We start from the raw sequence: 19,207 nt of genomic DNA on the forward strand, positions 1-19,207 counted from the left end.
CCAGCGCAAGCAAGCTTGCTCGCCACAAAAAGCCAGCTCCCACATTTGACTGTGTTTGCAGTTAGAACGGTGCAGGGCACTCAAAGCGCAGCCGCTCGCCGCTTTGCGGGTGCGTAAAGCTCAACATGCTCGCATGCAGGCACAGACGCGGCCAGGCGGCCAGGGCTTGTTCATGGGCGTACAAACCATCACCGAGCAGCGGATGGCCGATCGACAGCATGTGCACCCGCAACTGGTGCGAACGCCCGGTGATCGGCGTGAGCTCCACGCGGCACCAGTCGCCACAACGTTCCAGCACCTTCCAGAAGGTCAGCGCATGCTTGCCGAACTCATGGTCGACCACATGGCGGGGTTTGGTCGGCGGGTCATAGCGCAAGGGCAGGTCGATGCTGCCGCTGTCCAGTTCCGGCTGGCCCCAGGCCAAGGCGGTGTAGGCCTTTTCGGTTTCGCGGTCGTGAAACTGGCGCGACAGTTCGCGGTGACTGTCGGCGTCGCGCGCGAGCAGGATGATCCCTGAGGTTTCCCAGTCCAGGCGATGCACGATACGGGCTTCGGGGTAGCCGTTTTCCTGCAGGCGGGTGATCAGGCAGTCTTTGTTGTCATCGGCGCGGCCAGGCACCGAGAGCAGCAGGGTCGGCTTGTTCACCACCAGGACGGCGGCGTCCTGATGCAGGATATGAATAGTGGACAGCGGCATTAAACAGCCTCGTAACAAACGCCAACGGCGGCTCGGCCACCCGGTTCCCAAACGGGATCAAGGTGATCGAGCCGCCGTGGCGGCCGCCTGTTCGATTAACGATCAGGCAGGGTGATATTGAGTTCCAGAATCGAGCAGCTGCCGTCGTTTTCCAGGGCGACATGTACGTCATCGTTGCCGATATTGACGTACTTGCGGATCACCTCGACCAGTTCCTTCTGCAAGGCTGGCAGGTAGTCCGGGGTACTGCGTTGGCCGCGTTCGTGCGCCACGATGATCTGTAGACGCTCTTTCGCTACCGACGCGGTACTTGGCTTTTTGTTGGCGCGAAAGAAGTCGAGAAATTTCATTGTTTAGTTGCCTCCAAAGATACGCTCGAAGAATCCCTTCTTCTTAACATCGAGGAAGCGATGTTCCACGGTCTTGCCCAGCAAGCGATCAACTGCATCGCTGTACGCCTGGCCGGCGTCGCTCTGGTCGTCGAGAATGACCGGAACACCTTGGTTGGAAGCCTTGAGGACCGCCTGGGATTCGGGGATCACGCCCAGCAGGGTCACTGCGAGGATTTCCTTCACGTCTTCAACACCGAGCATTTCGCCGTTGCTGACGCGCTCAGGGTTGTAACGGGTGAGCAGCAAGTGCTCCTTGATCGGGTCTTGATTTTTTTCGGCGCGCTGGGACTTGCTGGCCAACAGGCCGAGCATGCGGTCCGAGTCACGTACCGAGGAGACTTCCGGGTTGGTGACGACGATGGCTTCATCGGCGAAGTACATCGCCAGGTGAGCACCGGTCTCGATACCGGCCGGCGAGTCGCACACCACGTATTCGAAGGTTTCTTTGAGCTCGGCGAGGACTTTGCCTACGCCTTCTTTGGTCAGCGCGTCTTTGTCACGGGTCTGGCTGGCGGCCAGCACGTACAGGTTCTCAAGGCGCTTGTCCTTGATCAGGGCCTGTTGCAGGTTGGCTTCGCCGTTCACCACGTTGACGAAGTCGTACACCACGCGGCGTTCGCAGCCCATGATCAGGTCGAGGTTACGCAAACCGACGTCGAAGTCGACGATGACTGTCTTGTGGCCGCGCAGAGCGAGGCCGGTACCGATAGCGGCGCTGGTGGTGGTCTTACCCACACCACCCTTGCCGGATGTAACCACGAGAATCTTGGCCAAGGTGTTTCACCCCTAAGGAAAAAGGACTTTTCAGCCCCTGAAAAACATCTCTTGGAACTCGCTGCAGGCGGACAGCCTTTGTAGGAAAAAGATGTGGTTTCCACGGGGAAACGCCAACTTCCAATTATTCCTACACAAGTCTTGCCGGTTTCGCTTTGCTATCAGAGTCTAGAGATGCTTGGAAAATGCGGCAGTATCCGTTAAAGACGGATGATGTTCAACACATCGCCCGACAGGCTGACCTGCACCCCGGCCCCCCACAGCGGATCTCGGCGCAAATCTTCTGAAACCTTGTACTGGCCTGCGATGGACACTAGCTCAGCGCTCAACTGCTGGCAAAAGATCCGCGCCTTGGTATCGCCCTTGATGCCGGCGAGGGCACGTCCGCGCATGGGGCCGTATACATGGATGTTGCCATCGGCCAGAAGTTCCGCCCCGGGGCTTACCGAGGAGATCACCACCAGATCGCCACCCTGGGCGTAAATCTGCTGCCCGCCGCGTACGGGAGAGGTGATGATCTTTGTCGGCTTGACCGTAGGTTCCGGCGGTTTTTCCGGTTTTTTCTTCACTTCACCTTCCAGCGGTTCGAGCGGGCGCTCGCGGGCACCGGAGGGTGGCAATACGGGCAGTTCAATCGCGATGGCCGCGGCAATGTCTTCGATACGGCTGGCGCGAATCGCCAGGGTGCGCAAGCCATGGGAGCGGCAGACGCGCATCAGGCCGGGCAAATCAATCGCGCCCTGGCCGGCCGGGAGTTTGTCCAGGGCCAGGACCAGCGGGGCATTGTTGAAGAAGTTCGGCGCCAAAGCGACCTTGGCGGCGAGCTGGCGGTCCAGGGCGTCGAGGTCGTTGCGGGCCAGTTCCAGCACGGTAATGGCGAGCATGCTGCCTTTCAGCTGGAACACGGGATCTTGGTCTAGCGGTTCGGTTTGGCTCATGGTCGGCAAAAGCGGCTTGTCACGAAAAGTGTCGAGACTTATAACGATAACAACCACGGGCCGCAAGCCGAGTCGAACGTTGTAGAATGCGCGGCCCTTGTCTTTACCGGAATCTGTAATGGATCGCCCGCGTTTTCGAGCTGTATTTTTTCACCCGCGCTTTTGGCTGTTATGGCTGGGACTCGGCCTGCTGTGGCTGGTTACCCAGTTGCCCTACCGTGCATTGTTGACCATTGGTCGATTACTTGGCGCCGGCATGTACCGCGTGGCCGCTGATCGCCGCCGCATCGCCGCGCGCAACCTCGAGCTGTGCTTTCCGGAAAAATCCGCCAAGGAACGTAAACGCCTGCTCAAGGAAAACTTCGCGTCCACCGGCATCGCCTTCTTCGAGATGGCCATGAGCTGGTGGTGGCCCAAGTCGCGCCTGGCGCGCCTGGCCCATGTCGAAGGGCTTGAGCATTTGAAGCAGGCGCATCTGGATGGCAAGGGTGTGATCCTGATGGCCTTGCACTTCACCACGCTGGAAATCGGCGCGGCCCTGCTCGGGCAGAAGCACACCATCGATGGCATGTACCGCGAGCATGGCAACCCGTTGTTCGACTTTATTCAGCGCCGTGGCCGTGAGCGGCATAACCTCGATTCCCTGGCGGTAGAGCGCGACGACGTGCGCGGCATGCTCAAGCTGCTGCGTTCGGGCCGCGCCATCTGGTATGCGCCGGATCAGGACTATGGCGCCAAGCAGAGTATTTTCGTACCGCTGTTCGGCATCCAGGCCGCTACCGTGACCGCCACCAGCAAGTTTGCGCGGCTGGGCAAGGCGCTGGTGATGCCCTTCACCCAGGAGCGCCTGGCCGATGGCAGCGGTTACCGCCTGGTGATCCACCCGCCGTTGAGCGACTTCCCCGGTGAGAGCGACGAGGTTGACTGCCTGCGTATCAACCAATGGGTCGAAGCCTCGGTGCGTGAATGCCCCGAGCAGTACCTGTGGACGCACCGGCGTTTCAAGAGCCGACCGCCCGGCGAGGCTAAGCTGTACGAACCGCGCCGCCGGTAATCGCTACTTTTCTTCCAGGGAGTGACGCAATGCGCCCAGCTGAACCGGTCACAGGCTTGATTCTTTCCGGTGGCGGGGCGCGAGCGGCGTATCAGGTGGGCGTACTGGCAGCGATTGCCGAGTTGCTGCCGCCGGGGGCGCCTAATCCTTTTCCGGTGATTGTCGGCACCTCGGCCGGCGCGATCAATGCGGTGAGCCTGGCCAGTGGCGCCACGGATTTCACTGCGGCCATCCAACGCCTTACCGCGTTCTGGCAGGGCTTTCGCAGCCATCTGGTATTGCGCAGCGATTGGCCGGGCGTGGTGCACCAGGCCAGCCGTTTTTTTATCCATAGCCTGCTGGGTATCGGCGCTCAGGTGCCGGTGGCGCTGCTCAACAGTACGCCGTTGCGCGACTTGCTCAACGACAAACTGCACCTGCACGGCATTGATGAGGCGATCCGCAACAAGCATCTGCATGCGGTCGCGGTCACTGCCTTTGGTTATGAGTCCGGGCAGGCGGTGACCTTCTATCAGGGCGGCGGCAAGATCGATGCCTGGCTGCGTCATCGGCGCATCGGTGTGCCGACCCAACTGACGGTTGAGCACTTGCTGGCCAGCTCCGCGATCCCCTTGCTGTTTGCGCCGGTCAAGCTCGATCAGGAATATTTCGGTGACGGTGCCGTGCGCCAATCCGCGCCCATCAGCCCGGCCTTGCACCTGGGGGCCAGCCGGGTGCTGGTGGTGGGCGTGAGCGGCAACCCGCGGGGCAATGAACCTTCGATGCAGCGTGCCTATACCGGCCAGGAGCCGACCTTGGCGCAGATTGGTGGGCATATGCTCAACAGCACGTTCATTGACAGCCTGGAAAGCGATATCGAACTGTTGGAGCGTCTGAACCAATTCAGCCATGTTGCACCTGGGCTGGCGCCGGTGGAGGTGCTGGTGATTGCACCCAGCCAGCCGATCGATGAAATCGCAGCGCGGCATCGGCAAGAGTTGCCGGCGGCGTTGCGTTTGTTTTTGCGCGGGCCGGGAGCGACCAAGACCAGTGGGGCGGGGGTGTTGAGTTACTTGCTGTTCGAGGCGGGGTATTGCAGCGAGTTGATTGAATTGGGCAGGAAAGATGCGCTGGCCAAGCGTGAGGAATTGTCCAAATTCCTTGGGTTGACGCTGAACTAAATGTGGGAGCGGGCTTGCTCGCGAATGCGGTGTGTCAGTCACTGAATCTGCTGACTGACACACCGCATTCGCGAGCAAGCCCGCTCCCACATTTGATTTTCACCAATGCTTAGAAGTGATACTTGACCAGGAAGCTCGCCGTGTCCTGGTTAGTCTTGAACGCGCCGGAATCTTCGATCCCGTACTTGTTCTTCCAGTAGTCATATTCGAAGCCGACATACAGCTGCTTCTCGCCCCAATGCAGCGCCTTGCCCAAGTCGTATTTGACCTGTGGGTTGAAGTGCAGGTTGGCGTGGTAAGTGCCACGGGCGTTCCTGTCGTTGTCCACCACCCAGTCCATGAACCCGTCGATCAGCACGTTGGAGTTGCCCACGGGAATGGTGTACGACCACACCGGCGTGATCTGCCACACGCCATCGCCCGGGCGATTGCCTTCGGTCTGGCGCTGGTAGAAGTTCAGCTGGAAGTAGTCGAAGCCAGGGATGTTCAGGTCAAAACCCGGGCCTAGCAGGTACGACTCGTTATCGCCTTCGCCGAACTCGTAAGTGAAGGCCAGCAGCACATCTTTGATCGGGCCGAATGAGAGGTCTTTGTCGAAGATCTTGCCGAACGACAAGCGTGGGCTGAACTCGCCGTAGTAAGTACTTGGGCCGACGTTGCCGTCTTCCTTGCCGTTGTAAAAGATGCGGTCGACGAACAGGAAGTTGTCGCCGTACTTCCACGCATCGGCGTGCTCGAAGGTGACGGTTTGCTGGATCTGCGGGTTGACGGTGAAGTTCTTGCCCCACAGGTACGTCAGGCTGTTGTTCTGCCACTGCAACAAATCGCCTGCCACGGCTTGGCCGCCGGCCAGCAGGGATCCTGCCAGCATCAGGCCTTTGAACATAGGTTTCATTCGGTTGCTCCCGAGTCAAAGTTTTATGGTTGTTTTTCTACGCAGGCGCTCTGGTGTGGCGCCTTTTGGTTCGCTGCAAAAATCGTCTGTTTGGTCAGCTTTAGTGCTTTTAGCAAGAGCTGCGCCAAGGTGTTTAAAAAGCCAATAAAAGGCCTTCGGCTGCACTTGATGCAGTCGAATCCGGAGGTTTTTTCTGCACGTTGGCCGCAGACATTGGGCCAGGATAAGTTGGCCCTGCAGTCAGCTTTTACATTCGCTGTTTTTTTTTGAGTCGATTCGAGCGGGCGCGGAGAATACTGGCTCCCAGGCCTTGGCTCAAGTGCGCTGTTAGAGAGCGCAGGGGGCGAGAATGGGGCGCGGCTTGTGGCCGGCCCCAGGTGAATGGGGGACATGTGGGTATTTCCTGTTGGTTATTATTTTTGTTGTTTTTTGCTAACAGGCCATATCAATGCGTGTGGGCGACAGCGGGGCGTTCCGAACCGCCGAGGATGTTGAACAGGATGTTCAGCGACAAGGCGCTGAGGGTGGCCATGGCGATTCCGCTGTGGGTAATCGGGCTCATCCACAAAGGCAACTGCGCGAAGAACTCCGGACGCACCACCGGGATCAGGCCCATGCCGATGCTGACCGCCACCAGCAACTGGTTGCGGCGGTCGGCGATGTCGGCCTCCTGCAGGATCTTGATGCCGGTCGCCGCGACCATGCCGAACATGGCAATGGCGGCGCCGCCCAATACTGCCGGTGGAATCGATGCTACTAAAAAGGCAGCTTTGGGCAGCAGGCTGAGCACAATCAAGAACGCCCCGGCCATGATCGTCACCGAACGGCAGCGCACGCCGGTCATCTGCACCAGGCCGATATTCTGGGCGAACGAGGAGTGGGTAAAGGTGTTGAAGAAACCGGCGAAGAATGAGGCGCCGGCGTCACACAGCAAGCCACGGCGCAGCATCTTTGGCGTGACCTCCTGGCCGGTGATCTTGCCCAGCGCCAGGAACATCCCGGTGGACTCGACGAAGATGATCACCACCACCAGGCACATCGACAGGATCGGTGCCAACTCGAACTTGGGCATGCCGAAATGCAGCGGCGTCACCACCTGCACCCACGGCGCCTGGGCCAGGCCGCTGAGGTCGACCATGCCAAGCAGGCCGCACAAGCCATAGCCGAGCGCCATGCCGATCAGCACCGAGATATTCACCCAGAAGCCGCGCATGAAACGGTTGATCAGCAAGATGGTGGCCAGCACCAGCGCGGCAATCGCCAGGTAAACCGGCGAGCCGAAGGTGGCGGCGGCACTGCCGCCGCCGGCCCAGTTCACGGCCACGGGGAACAGCGACAGGCCGATGGCGGTGATCACGGTGCCGGTCACCAACGGCGGGAAGAACCGCACGACCTTGGACATGAACGGCGCGATCAGCATGCCGAAAAAACCGGCAGCGATGGTCGCGCCGAAGATGCCCTGCAGGCCGATACCCGGCATGCCGGCCATGGCCACCATGCTGCCGACGGCGGCAAAACTGGCGCCCATCATCACCGGCATGCGAATGCCCACCGGGCCGATGCCGAATGACTGCACCAGGGTGGCAATGCCGGCCACGAGCAGGTCGGCGTTGATCAGAAAGGCGATTTCTTCACGGCTAAGCCCTGCGGCCTGGCCAATGATCAGAGGTACGGCGACGGCGCCGCCGTACATCAGCAAGACGTGTTGCAGGCCTACCAGAATCAGTTGCAAGAGGGGCAGCCGCACCATGGCGGGTGCGGCGGGAATCTGCGGTTCGACTAACTCGGTCATGCAACACCTCGGATCTTTTTTATTGTTGTGTTGTTCGGAACGCACTCTGTAAATCACCACAAATTCCTGTGGGAGCTGGCTTGCCTGCGATAGCGCTGTATCAGCCAGTAGATGAGTTGCTGGGCCACCGCTATCGCAGGCAAGCCAGCTCCCACATTTTGGATTTGTGTTACTCAGGCTGTCAGTTAGTGCGCGCCCCCTGGTTGATCCAGGTGCCGATCAAATCACGCTCCTGCTGGGTCATCTGGGTGATGTTGCCCAGCGGCATGATCTGGCTGGCCACGGCCTGCGCTTGAATACGCGCCGCCTGCTGCTGGATCTGCGCCGGGGTATCGAACATCACGCCGGCTGGGGCGGTGCTGAACAGCGGGCTGGTGGGCTTGGCCGAATGGCAGACGGCGCAGCGTTCCTGGATCACGCCATGCACCTTGTCGAAATCAATCGTCGCCTGGGCCGGTGCCGCAGCAGGTTCTGCAGCGGGTGCGGCTGGCGCGGCTGGCGCGGCAGGTTTCAAACCACCGCCCAACGCGGTTTCCGGCAATGGCTGGTACTCGATGGCCGCGGGTGCCTTGGCCACATCCGGGGCAGTCGAAACAGGCTTGGGACCGGTCACGTAAGCCAGGCAGATCATCGCCAATGCGCCTGCCGGCAGGGTCCACGCATACTTCTGGCTGTTATGCCGCGTGTTGAAGTAGTGACGCACCAACACCGCCGCCACCGCGATCCCGGCCAGGATCAGCCAGTTGTATTGGCTGCCATAAGTGCTCGGGAAGTGGTTGCTGATCATGATGAACAGCACCGGCAAGGTGAAGTAGTTGTTGTGGCGCGAACGCAGCAAGCCTTTGGCCGGCAGCGTCGGATCAGGTGTGCGGTGCTCGGCGATGGCCGCCACCAATGCGCGCTGGGCGGGCATGATGATGCGGAACACGTTGCCGACCATGATGGTGCCGATCACCGCGCCCACGTGCAGGTAGGCGCCACGGCCACTGAACACCTTGCTGAAGCCGTAGGCCGCTGCAATCAACAGCACAAACAGAATAAAGCCGAGCAGGGCAGGGCGTTTGCCCAGTGCCGAGTCGCACAGGAAGGAGTAAATGAACCAGCCGACGAACAGTGAGCCAATGCCCAGCAGTACGCCTTCGGGACCACTGAGGCTGCTGCCCGGGGCCAGCAGGTACAAGGTCGGGTTGGCGTAGAACACTACGCACAGCAGCGCGATGCCCGACATCCAGGTGAAGTAGGCTTCCCATTTGAACCAATGCAGGTTGTCCGGCATGGTCGGCGGGGCCAGTTTGTATTTTTCCAGGTGGTAGATACCGCCACCGTGGATCGCCCATAAGTCACCGGCCAGGCCGTCTTTGGGGTTGACGCGATTAAGGTTGTTTTCCAGCCAGACAAAATAGAAGGAAGCGCCGATCCACGCGACGCCAGTGATCATGTGAACCCAGCGCACGCTAAGGTTCAGCCATTCCATCAAATGTGCTTCCACAGTCTTTACCTCTCGCCTGTCACCCTTGTTGTCGGGTGATCAGACCTTCTCTTATTGGTGGGGGGCGAGGATCAACCGCTCATCCTCTTTGAAAAAATGCTCATCGCAGTTATTGCCTGTGCCACTGCGATCAACCACCAGGAAGTCATCCCGCTTTTCGATCGTCAGCACCGGGTGGTGCCAGACGCCGCGATGGTAATTAATGCCCTGCCTGCCGTTGGTGACGAAGGCGCGGACCAAGCCCGATACAGGTTCATCGCCAAGTGGCGCGACCACGATCAGAAAGGGGTTGCCGAGCAGCGGAATGAAAGCCTGGCTGCCCAGCGGGTGTCTCTCCAGCATGCACACGGTCAGCGGCATGTCCTGCGCGTCGGCGCGGAAGATGCTGATGATCGCGTTGTCTTCAGGCTGGGCGGTTTCTACCGTGGCCAGCTTGTGAAAGCGCATGGTCGACCCGTTGTTGATCATGAAGTGATCGCTGCCATCGGTTTCGATAACGTCTCCGAAAGGGGCGAAGGCTTCTTTGGTCAGGGGTTCGATCACTAGTGTGCGCATGGCTGTCTCTTATCCGGATTCTGTGTTGTTTGTTCTATTGCTATCGCGGGCAAGCCCGGCTCCCACATTTTGATCTGTGAATACATTCAAATGTGGGAGCTGGCTTGCCTGCGATGGGCTCACCGCTTATTTAGCGACTTTACCGAGGACCCGCAGACGGCTCACGCCACCATCCGGGAACACGTTCAGGCGGATGTGGGTAATCGGCCCCAGCGCCTTGATCTGCTCGGCAAACGTGTGTTCAGCGTGCATTTCCAGTTTTTGCGCCGGCAGCAGCTCGCGCCAGAACAGCGATTGGGTTTCGATCTGGCTGTCGGTGCCGCCCTTCACGAAGGCGCCCTGGATCGAGCAGGTGTCCGGGTAGTTGCCCTTGAAGTGCAGGGTGTCGACCACGATTTTCTCGATCTCGCCGGGATGGCCCAGCGCGACGATCACCCAGTCATTGCCTGGCGTACGACGACGGGCGGTTTCCCAGCCATCGCCCATGTTGATGCCACGGCCTGGGTTGAGGATGTTGCTCATGCGGCCGAAGTGCTCATCGGAGCAGGCCAGCGCACGACCGCCGTTGAGGGCAGCAGCCAGGTCGACCTGTTCGTTGTCGCCCACCGAGGACCAGTCGCGGAACGGCACGCCGTACACGCGCAGACGCGCCACGCCGCCGTCCGGGTAGATGTTGAAACGCAGGTGGCTGAAGGCCTGGTCGTTGTTGATCTCGTGGTAGTGGTGGCTGTTGCCTTGCAGCTCCACCGCCGACAGCACTTCCACCCACTGGGTGTTGGCATCCGGCTCGCCCGAAGCCAGGAAGCAGGCTTCCAGGGAGGCCGATGGCGGGAAGTTGCCGGTGAAGAATGAAGTGTCGATGTCCACGCCCTTGATCGAGCCGGGTACGCCGAGGCGGATCACCGCGCTGTCGTAGCCTTCGAAGCGCTTGCGGCGTGACTCCCAGCCGTCCATCCACTTGCCGTTGTCATCGAAAACGCCCTCCTTCCACACGGCCGGGGTCGGCTGGAACAGGCGGTTGGCGTCAGCGAACCAGTCATCGGTCACCGAGAGGATCTTGGTGCCCAGACGCGCGTCGGCCAGGTTGACGAACTTCTCGAAAGGTACGGGTTGCGCTTTCATTCTTCTTGTCTGCCTTAGATAGAGTGGCTTGGGATGCTCGCCAGGCCCTGGGCGTCATGAGCGCTCGGGCGAGGGTTGCTTAAAGAGTCAGTAAACGGAACAACGCGATCTTGTTGATCTCGGCCAGCGCGCATTTGAACTCGGTGTCTGCCGAGTTGTGAATGCGCGTTTCAAACGCAGCGAGGATCTGGTGCCGGTTGCTGCCTTTTACCGCCATGATGAAGGGAAACTTGAACTTGGCCTTGTAGGCTTCGTTCAGCTCGGTGAAGCGCGAGAACTCTTCGGCCGTGCATTGGTGAATCCCCGCGCCAGCTTGCTCATCGGTGCTGGCTTGGGTGAGTTGGCCCTGGACGGCCGCACGGCCTGCCAGGTCCGGGTGAGCATTGATCAGCGCCAGCTGGCTGGCATGATCGGCGCTCAACAAAATATCGCTCATGCGCTGGTGCAGGGTTTCGATCTGGTCGATCGAGCTGTCCTGGCCCAGGTCGAAGGCCTTTTCGGCCACCCATGGCGAGTGTTCGTAGATGTCGGCAAAGGCTTTGACGAATGCGTCGCGGCTCAAGGTCGACGGTTTGAGGGTCTGGAACGCAGTCATTTTGCGGCTCCCGTGAACGGGTGAGTTTCGTGCCAGTGCCGGGCAATATCGACGCGGCGGGTGAACCACACCTGTTCGTGACCTTTGGCGTATTCGATAAAACGCTTCAACGACGCCAGGCGCGCAGGACGGCCGATCAGGCGGCAGTGCAGGCCGATGGAAAGCATTTTCGGCGCCTCGGCGCCTTCGGCATACAGCACGTCGAACGCGTCCTTGAGGTACTCGAAAAAGTCATCGCCCTTGTTGAAGCCCTGCACCTGGGTAAAGCGCATGTCGTTGGTGTCCAGGGTGTAAGGGATCACCAGGTGCGGCTTGCCGGTGGGGTTGTTGGGTTCCCAGTAGGGCAGGTCGTCGTCATAGGTGTCGCAGTCGTAGAGGAAACCGCCTTCCTCCATCACCAGCCGACGGGTGTTGGGGCCGGTGCGGCCGGTGTACCAGCCCAATGGGCGCTCGCCGGTCAGTTCGGTGAGGATGCGGATGGCTTCGAGCATATGCTCGCGTTCCTGGGCCTCGTCCATGTACTGGTAGTCGATCCAGCGGTAGCCGTGGCTGCAGATCTCGTGGCCGGCCTCGACCATCGCGCGAATCACATCCGGATGGCGTTGGGCGGCCATGGCCACGGCGAAGATGGTCAGTGGGATATCGAATTCTTTAAACAGCTTGAGGATGCGCCACACACCGACACGGCTGCCGTATTCGTACAGCGACTCCATGCTCATGTTGCGTGCGCCTTGCAGCGGCTGGGCCGAGACCATTTCCGAGAGGAAGGCTTCGGACTCTTTGTCACCGTGCAAAATGTTGCGCTCACCGCCTTCTTCGTAGTTGAGTACGAACGACAGCGCAATGCGTGCCTTGCCCGGCCAGTGGGGGTGAGGAGGGTTACTGCCGTAACCGATCAGGTCGCGTGGGTAGTCAGCGCTCACTGCAGTCTTCCTTCTTGTTCGTGGTAGCAAGTGTGTGTGGCGGCCGGGCAGTGAAAAGACTGGGTGGCGTCACAGCGATGAGTGATTGTATACAACTTATCGGCCACTTTGTAAGCCTGCATTTCTGCATTTTTTCTGCAGCACTCGGTTAAAAGGGTGTAGCAAGAAACTTGCCTGGTTGGTCAGCTAATGGACAAAAGGTCGTTTAAAAGCAAGGTTTACTCGCCAATTGCTCCGCCGAGCAACGCCGACTGGGTGATCCAAAACTTTGTGATGTTTATTGTGTACAATTTTTTTAAAAAGTGTCTTAATCAGCCATCACCAGCTTTTTTGATGCCCTGAAAAAGTGCAGGTTTATCTTCTACTGACTTAAGGAGGCGCGTAGACGCCATGGGACGTTTGACCACACACGTTTTGGACGCCGCACACGGCTGCCCCGGCAGCAATATCCAGGTCGAGCTGTATCGCGTTGACGGCGCGCAGCTGGAACGGGTGGCCACCGCCACCACCAACAGCGACGGCCGTTGCGATGCGCCGCTGCTGCAAGGCGACGACTACCGCAGCGGTGTATACCAACTGCAATTCAGCGCCGGCGACTACTACCGCGCCCGTGGCGTGCAAGTGCCGGAGCCGGCCTTCCTCGACGTGGTGGTGCTGCGCTTCGGTATCAGCGCCGAACAGGACCACTACCATGTGCCGTTACTGATTTCGCCTTACAGCTACTCCACCTATCGCGGTAGCTGAGTCGTCACCTCGCTTCACACCCCCAAAGCTCTTCGTTGGTTTTTTGCCCGCCTGCACTGCGGGCTTTTTTTATTCCCGATGGCTTACGGGCCGCCCAACTATGTAACGCACCTGGGGCGGCTGAGGTGCCTAGGCTCGGCTTTTCTGTACGGAAGAGTCTGCCATGAGTACCGACAACACCGCCTGGTTGGCCGCTGAGGTCGCTGCGGCCCAAGCGCTGGATTTTGATGACCCGCAAACCCTGGACGCGGAGCGTGATGCGGCGATTCGCACGCTTGTGACCCGACGGCTTAACGAGGTCTCGCAGCCCAGTCATGAAATCAATCGCCTGTACGAAGCACAAGTCAGTGCCAGAGCGTCGGCAAAATCCCTGAAAAACTTGATTGGGCGGGCGCCGAGAGTGCTGGGCATTATCCGCGGCGCACTGCGCAAAGCCTTTGCGCTTGACCCCGACACGCTGCTGTTCACCGAATCCCGGCCGGCGCCCCTTCACCTGAAGGTCAACAACCTGACCGAAAAAGCCTTGGGGCTGCTGATTCAACCCGATGTGCCGCTCGACATTAGCCAGTTCACGTCCTTGAGTATCAAGGATGATCCCGCACGCTCGGTGCCGTTTACCGCCTGGGATGCGCTGGCACGCGTGAAAGGCTTGGCGTTGCTCGGGCAGATCGAGAGGGCTGGACGAGAATATTGGCAGCAACTGGCCTATGGATCGTGGCTGACACGCAAACAACATTGGGTCCAGTTGCGAAAGTCGTTGTTCGCCGAGAATGCACTGCTGGCCCATCGCGTTTATCAACTGACGGACCGCGGCTTTGCGCTGGTCCGCAGCCTCATGGAAATCCCTGGCGCTGATGCGCGTCGTCAGGCCGCAGGCGAGTGGGCGAGTATTCAAGTGAGCAGGGTGGCATGGCCTGGCACAAATCGCGCCCTGGTCCCGGTGCCGGGCGCTTTGCATATTTATCGCGATGACGTCGCAGGGAACACGCCCCATGTCATTTACCTGCCGGGTCTGATTCGCGAGTTTTACGAGTTCAGTTCCTGGGACCGCCTGCAATGTGATCTGCCAGCGCTGGTCAATGGCCCTTTGAGTCAGGTGCTCTGGCAGTGTTTGCCACTGCGCCGTTGGCATGAGCTGTGTGACGCGCCAAACGTCAAGCCGCAGGCATTTGCCCTTCAGCTTATCGGTGCGCACCAGGAAGACGCGTTGCTCGCCAGTGCAACCGAGCTGCTGGAGGCGCAGTGGGATAACGAGGTGGCCTGTGCCTTGTCAATCAACCCTGCTGCTGTGGGGGTTCAAGGCGCAGGGCAGCCCGCCGTTACGGATGTGCAACGCTTGCTCAAATTTATCGAAAAAGGCCGTCGCCGGCTGGCGCGCAGCCTCCTGTTGGGAAACAGCCTGGACAACTTGCTGGAGTGGGATCGCCGGCGCCGCCTCGGTGAGATTGTGTGTGCAAGCCTGACGCCGGATCTCGCCCTCAAGACCCGTGAAGCGCAGCTCAATCGTTACGAAAAAGGCCTGATGGCCCTGCTCGATCACACGGATCTGAGCGAAAGCAGTGCGCCCTATGAACACTTTTTGAGCCTTGAGCGCCAGTGGCAGAAACACGTGAGCACAGTGACTCAATTAGCACATGGCCCGCACGAGCGGATGTTTCAAAAGGCGTTCTGGCTTGAACAGCCTTTGGGCACGTCTAATCGCGGTTCATTGGTGGGCACTGCCCTGCGCCAGGCGCTGCTTCTGGAAGCCCGGATGCAGCAGCAGTTGAACCTGTTGCCCTCCGTGCACGTAGCGCGATTGAACACCGTATTAAGTGAATCCTGGGTGCCCGGCGACAGCGCTGCTGATACCTGTGCGTTGCAGGTAACCGTCGGCAGCGCGCCCGGTCCGTTGTACCCGTTGCTGGGCGCGTTGCTCGTGACCACCCATGAAGCCTTGGCCCAGCCGAATGGCCCACACTCAGTGTTGTTATGCGTCACGGGCCTGTATGGCGGGCTGGTGCCCTTTGATAACTTGAACGCTTTTGCCAAGGGCCTTCAAGCCAGCCTGAAAAGCCGCGACGGATCGGTGTTGTGGCGCTGCATTGGACGTGATCAGCGCGAGGCGGCCCGGGCCACGATCAATGGGTTGCCCCAGGAGGCCTCCGTGGGGGTGAGCTACGAGGCCATCAAGCGCACCGCACTCAAAGACCTGTTCATCAAACTGATGCGACATCACGCCGCGTTGGACACGCTTATTGGCAAGGGTGTCAGGTTGTTCAGTGAAATCAGCGATCCGCAGTTGAGCCGTATGTTGCTGGCTCAGGAATTGTTCGAGTGCCTGCAAGTGCCCGCCAATGATGCTCGCACACTGGCCTTGGTGAATATCAACCTGTTGCAGGTAGCAGCCACTCAAGCGCAAAAACTCCCATCGTGGTTGGGCATTGCATCAGCCGGCGAGCGAAAACACTACGAACGGTTGTCACGCCGCTATGTGATCAATGCCTTTGCGGTGGAGAACAAACTCTGGCGGGATTTGCCGAGCCTGGAGTCATTCGCCCGTAAAGCCCTGATGGCGCGATTGACGCAGGACGGTTTTTACCCCGAGCTGGATATCGACAAACCGCTGATGGATTTGCCCGATGATGTCAGTTCCCAATTGTGCGGCTGGTCGAGTCAGTGCGCAGTGGGCGATCGTGATATTAAAAAGTCTGTCAGCCCACAGCGAACCACGTTCAGTCTGTTGCAATTGGCGTTGCATAATCTCGACCCCAAGGCGCCCTGGACCCGCTGGCGGTTGAATCGTGCACGCTGGCTGGACCCAGCCTGGAAAGCGCGCTTGAGTGTGCGTTACCTGATCGACACCCTGTCTTCGCTCGACATGGGGGGCGAGTACGACAAGCTGATCATCGGGGCTTTTTATCCTCCGGCGGCGGCTCAAGCCAAGTCTTCGGGCCTGTCCCAGGCCCTGGTCTATAGGGCTTTGCGACAGCGCGCCCAGATGCAGCTGTACTCTGCGGTGCAGCAAGGCTTGAGTGAGACAGCCCAGCGTCTGTTTACCCAGGCGTTGGCGGCCGAGTCGGCCAGTGACCTGAAAACAGATGAGTTCGATATCCAGTTGGCGGTGCTGCGCCTGATGGACGCCACCCCCGAACATGATCGGCACATCACTGGCCTGTTGTTCATTCATGACAGGTTATCGAAGCTCTGCGTGGTGTATTGGCCCATGGCTGCGGCGAGCCGGGTGATTGTCGCGTATGCCAGTTTGGACGAGGCGCAGAAGGCCTTGAATCGTGTCGGTGCACTTGCCGAAAACCAGCAGGCGTTGGCGCGCCAGGTGGCGCCCGGCTGGGAGGCGCAGGCGCTTGCCGGCTACCCCGGTGAGGGCTTGCGGGTGCAACCGCGCCGGCCTCACTCGCTTGAGCCAGGACAACTGGGCCTCTATCGTTTGATTGCCATGGCTGTGGAGATGTTCTTGGCCCCGGCAAAGACGCCGGCAGTGGACCAGGCAAGCGTCGAAGCGTTGATAAAAGAGCAGATTGAGTCGCAGCCTGAACATTGGTTGGCGGCTGCGCCTACCCCCTATGGCAATGCATTGGCGTTGCTGGCCCACGCGCAGGTGTTCGATCTGCAACGTCGTGCCCAGGCCCAATCCCAGTCTTCCCAGGCGCTGGAGCACTACCGTGAGCAACGTTTGGGCGAGCAGCACGACGCGACGATTCGCGGTCTGCTGGGCTTTGTTCCAGTATTGGGCGTTGGCGTCAGCCTTTATGAAATGCTGCTTGCCGCGCGGCGCTTTCATTTCAGCGGGTCTGCCCACGACGCTGTGGATGTGGCGTTCCTGACACTGCTTGCGTTCTTCGACGTGATGACATCTTTTGGTCCTTCCACAAAGGGCGCGCGCGTTTCGCGTGTCGCTTTGGGGCGTTTGCATCGCCATCAAGGGATCATGCGGGGAACACGCGCGGGCCTGAAACCGGCATCGCTCAAACCCCGTCATTTGCTGGAGCACTTCCAGGCCCAGGGCGGTTTGGAGGGGGCCGTTGAATTGGCGGGGCCGGGAGGTAAAGGGCGGTATGTAAAAGATGGCGAGCAGTTTATTCGCGAGGGTAACGACGTTTACCCGGTCTACCGACGCGAGAACGAGCAGGGGCTACGCCTGAAAAATAACCAGGGGGAAGGGCAAGATGAACTGATCCTGCACATCGAACAGCCCCGTGAATGGCTGTTAGGCGCCGATGCACCGGTGGCCGGGCCGAGTTCAGGCGTGTGGCAACCTTGGGCGCCTACCCGAGGCGTAACGGATTGGTCACCGCCATCGCGCACGCGCACGGAAGCGGCGTTGCGCGCGTCGCCCATGGCCAACAGTGCCTGGCAAGCGTGGGGCTTTCGGCGTGCAGACCCTCTGACCGAAGTGCCGCCCTTGGGCCGACATATATACCGAGTGCCTGCGACGCCGGGTGTTGCCGCCTATGACCTCCTGCGATTAGGGCCGGATTACTATCGGTTGCTGCCCCAAGGTACTAACGCATCGTCTTCGAGCATTGTCTTTATTATGCGCAACCAAGATATTTCCTTCCGGGCACCCGTGGATGTGGAGCGCTGGCTGGGCATGGCGGTTGCAGAGCAGCCGATACCGACGACCCTGGGGGCCAATGGGCTGTGGACGCCCCATCAACCGCTGTTCACTGAACGCCTGGACGTCACGCTGGGGCGGATTTTTCCCGAGATGACCCGGGGCAGCAGGCGGTTTGTGGCCGAGCGGCTCACTGAGTTGGCCGACACCGGCCCCACGGTGACGGCCACGCATTTACTGAATATCCGGGCGACTCTCGACCGTTGGCTGGCACCGCAAACCCCGAACCGTATGCCCGATCTGCTGAGCATGCTGAGGCCTGCGGGTGAGCCGGGCGCCAACATCATTAACATCGGGGTCGATGGGACGGCGCCGGGGGGCACGCGGCTGGATTTCACGCCACCCGTCAGCCTTGGCCAATCGTTGCTCAGGCGTAGCCGCGGCAATGGTGTACTTCGTTCGCAAGCGGTTCAAACGGCGGTCCGGCAGATTCTGGAGCATTATGGATTTAACGTCAGGGGAATCCCGCGGCGGCATGGCGGGGCCAGCATGAGTGACTTTTACTGCACTCATCCGCATTCGAATTCGGTTTATTTTGTGCTGAATAATTGGGTCGAAAATCGCAACGTTAACCTGCGCTCCAGGGTGGCCCCGCAACTCTCCGATGCCTGGTTTCACGACCGTATCCGTTCGCAATCGCCCTACTCGGCGGAGTTTGCTGCCATTGAGCAAGCCATGGCAGAAAACCGTATGGTCCGGCTCGTTGCAGGTATTCAGTGGCGAGTTCGTAATGACGATCCCGCCAGCGTGTATTTTGCCAAAGTCGCGCCGTTCAGCCCTTGACCAGCGCTGCCGTGGCTGCGCCGCCGAACAGTGCGGCACTGATGCGGTTGAACCAGCTCTGGCCCGCGCCGCTGCGCAGGTAACGCGCGGCTCCATGGGCACCGAGGCCGTAAGCCAGCTTGCAGAGCAAGTCGAGCACCGTCCAGGTAGCGATCATGATCAGCAGTTGCGGCAGGAACGGCTGCTGGCTGCTGAGAAATTGCGGCAGGAAGGCCGCGAAGAACAGGATGTCCTTGGGGTTGCTGGCGCCCAGCACAAAAGCGCGGCCGAACAGCGCGCGAAAGCGCGGCACTGGCGGCGTCTGCGGCACATCGGCGCCGTGGGCAGGTTGCCGTGATTGCTGCCAGCTCTGCCAGGCAAGGTAAAACAGGTACAGCGCGCCGACGATTTTCAAGGCACTGAACAGCTGTTCGGAGGCCAGCAATAACGCACCCAGGCCCAAAGCCGAGGCGCTCAGCAGGCAGATCGAGGCAAACACCCCGCCCAGGAACGCCGGGTACGAACGGCGCAGGCCGTAGTTGAGGCTGTTGCTGATCATCAACAGCGACAGCGGCCCGGGGATCAGGATCACCACCAGTGCCGCACCACTGAACAACAGCCAAGTATCCAGGTTCATCTACATTCCTTCCTTATATGCAAAAAGCCCCACCCGAAGGTGAGGCGGTTTTCAGCCGCTCCC

General features: G+C 60.0%; 17 protein-coding genes. 4 read left to right on the forward strand and 13 right to left on the reverse strand.

Annotated elements, in window-relative coordinates:
• Positions 1-61: 61 nt before the first annotated feature.
• The 4 genes from QF043_RS07645 to minC all read right to left on the reverse strand — a co-directional run bounded on the left by QF043_RS07645 (position 62) and on the right by minC (position 2,801).
• The gene (locus tag QF043_RS07645) at positions 62-697 is read right to left on the reverse strand and encodes an RluA family pseudouridine synthase (protein WP_056861096.1); all 636 of its coding nucleotides are present in this window, start codon (positions 695-697) and stop codon (positions 62-64) included.
• A gap of 95 nt (positions 698-792) precedes the next feature.
• Positions 793-1,047 carry a cell division topological specificity factor MinE gene (gene minE / locus QF043_RS07650; protein WP_003175252.1) on the reverse strand — a complete coding sequence of 85 codons (255 nt, stop codon included), beginning with the start codon at positions 1,045-1,047 and terminating at the stop codon, positions 793-795.
• A 3-nt stretch (positions 1,048-1,050) separates the two neighbouring features.
• Positions 1,051-1,863, reverse strand: coding sequence for a septum site-determining protein MinD (gene minD, locus QF043_RS07655; RefSeq protein ID WP_056861097.1), 813 nt, complete (start codon positions 1,861-1,863; stop codon positions 1,051-1,053).
• Positions 1,864-2,063: 200 nt separating this feature from the next.
• On the reverse strand, positions 2,064-2,801 hold the full coding sequence (gene minC / locus QF043_RS07660) for a septum site-determining protein MinC (RefSeq protein ID WP_056861098.1): 738 nt from the start codon (positions 2,799-2,801) through the stop codon (positions 2,064-2,066).
• A gap of 118 nt (positions 2,802-2,919) precedes the next feature.
• Here minC and QF043_RS07665 point away from each other — a divergent pair, with 118 nt between their 5' ends.
• A complete protein-coding gene (locus tag QF043_RS07665; protein WP_307418026.1) occupies positions 2,920-3,855 on the forward strand; it encodes a lipid A biosynthesis lauroyl acyltransferase in 936 nt (311 codons plus the stop codon).
• A gap of 29 nt (positions 3,856-3,884) precedes the next feature.
• On the forward strand, positions 3,885-5,015 hold the full coding sequence (locus QF043_RS07670; RefSeq protein WP_307418027.1) for a patatin-like phospholipase family protein: 1,131 nt from the start codon (positions 3,885-3,887) through the stop codon (positions 5,013-5,015).
• A gap of 109 nt (positions 5,016-5,124) precedes the next feature.
• On the opposite strand, the gene QF043_RS07675 is transcribed toward QF043_RS07670, so the two are convergent.
• From QF043_RS07675 to puuE, 8 genes are all read right to left on the reverse strand, one after another.
• Positions 5,125-5,910: an outer membrane protein OmpK gene (locus QF043_RS07675; protein WP_017137852.1), complete on the reverse strand. Its 786-nt coding sequence runs from the start codon at positions 5,908-5,910 to the stop codon at positions 5,125-5,127.
• Between the two features lie 23 nt (positions 5,911-5,933).
• On the reverse strand, positions 5,934-6,302 hold the full coding sequence (locus QF043_RS07680; RefSeq protein WP_305454564.1) for a hypothetical protein: 369 nt from the start codon (positions 6,300-6,302) through the stop codon (positions 5,934-5,936).
• Positions 6,303-6,355: 53 nt separating this feature from the next.
• Positions 6,356-7,702, reverse strand: coding sequence for a nucleobase:cation symporter-2 family protein (locus QF043_RS07685; protein WP_307418028.1), 1,347 nt, complete (start codon positions 7,700-7,702; stop codon positions 6,356-6,358).
• 181 nt (positions 7,703-7,883) lie between these two features.
• Complete coding sequence (locus QF043_RS07690) at positions 7,884-9,191, reverse strand: urate hydroxylase PuuD (protein ID WP_307418029.1); 1,308 nt, start codon at positions 9,189-9,191, stop codon at positions 7,884-7,886.
• A gap of 51 nt (positions 9,192-9,242) precedes the next feature.
• Complete coding sequence (locus QF043_RS07695) at positions 9,243-9,746, reverse strand: ureidoglycolate lyase (protein WP_056861103.1); 504 nt, start codon at positions 9,744-9,746, stop codon at positions 9,243-9,245.
• Between the two features lie 126 nt (positions 9,747-9,872).
• A complete protein-coding gene (gene alc, locus QF043_RS07700) occupies positions 9,873-10,868 on the reverse strand; it encodes an allantoicase (protein ID WP_307418030.1) in 996 nt (331 codons plus the stop codon).
• A 79-nt stretch (positions 10,869-10,947) separates the two neighbouring features.
• Entirely contained in the window at positions 10,948-11,463 is a 516-nt protein-coding gene (gene uraD / locus QF043_RS07705) for a 2-oxo-4-hydroxy-4-carboxy-5-ureidoimidazoline decarboxylase (protein WP_307418031.1), read from the reverse strand.
• The gene (puuE, locus tag QF043_RS07710; RefSeq protein ID WP_307418032.1) at positions 11,460-12,386 is read right to left on the reverse strand and encodes an allantoinase PuuE; all 927 of its coding nucleotides are present in this window, start codon (positions 12,384-12,386) and stop codon (positions 11,460-11,462) included. The genes uraD and puuE overlap by 4 nt, the downstream gene beginning before the upstream one ends.
• Positions 12,387-12,776: 390 nt before the next feature.
• Between puuE and uraH the strand changes: the two genes are divergently transcribed.
• Positions 12,777-13,130, forward strand: coding sequence for a hydroxyisourate hydrolase (gene uraH, locus QF043_RS07715; protein WP_307418033.1), 354 nt, complete (start codon positions 12,777-12,779; stop codon positions 13,128-13,130).
• A 163-nt stretch (positions 13,131-13,293) separates the two neighbouring features.
• The gene (locus QF043_RS07720; RefSeq protein WP_307418034.1) at positions 13,294-18,528 is read left to right on the forward strand and encodes a dermonecrotic toxin domain-containing protein; all 5,235 of its coding nucleotides are present in this window, start codon (positions 13,294-13,296) and stop codon (positions 18,526-18,528) included.
• Here the strand turns inward: QF043_RS07720 and QF043_RS07725 are convergent.
• Complete coding sequence (locus QF043_RS07725; protein ID WP_307418035.1) at positions 18,518-19,144, reverse strand: LysE family translocator; 627 nt, start codon at positions 19,142-19,144, stop codon at positions 18,518-18,520. The two genes, QF043_RS07720 and QF043_RS07725, sit on opposite strands and share 11 nt — an antisense overlap.
• Positions 19,145-19,207 lie beyond the last annotated feature (63 nt).

The organism is Pseudomonas sp. W3I7 (assembly GCF_030816095.1).
Taxonomy (GTDB): domain Bacteria; phylum Pseudomonadota; class Gammaproteobacteria; order Pseudomonadales; family Pseudomonadaceae; genus Aquipseudomonas; species Aquipseudomonas salomonii.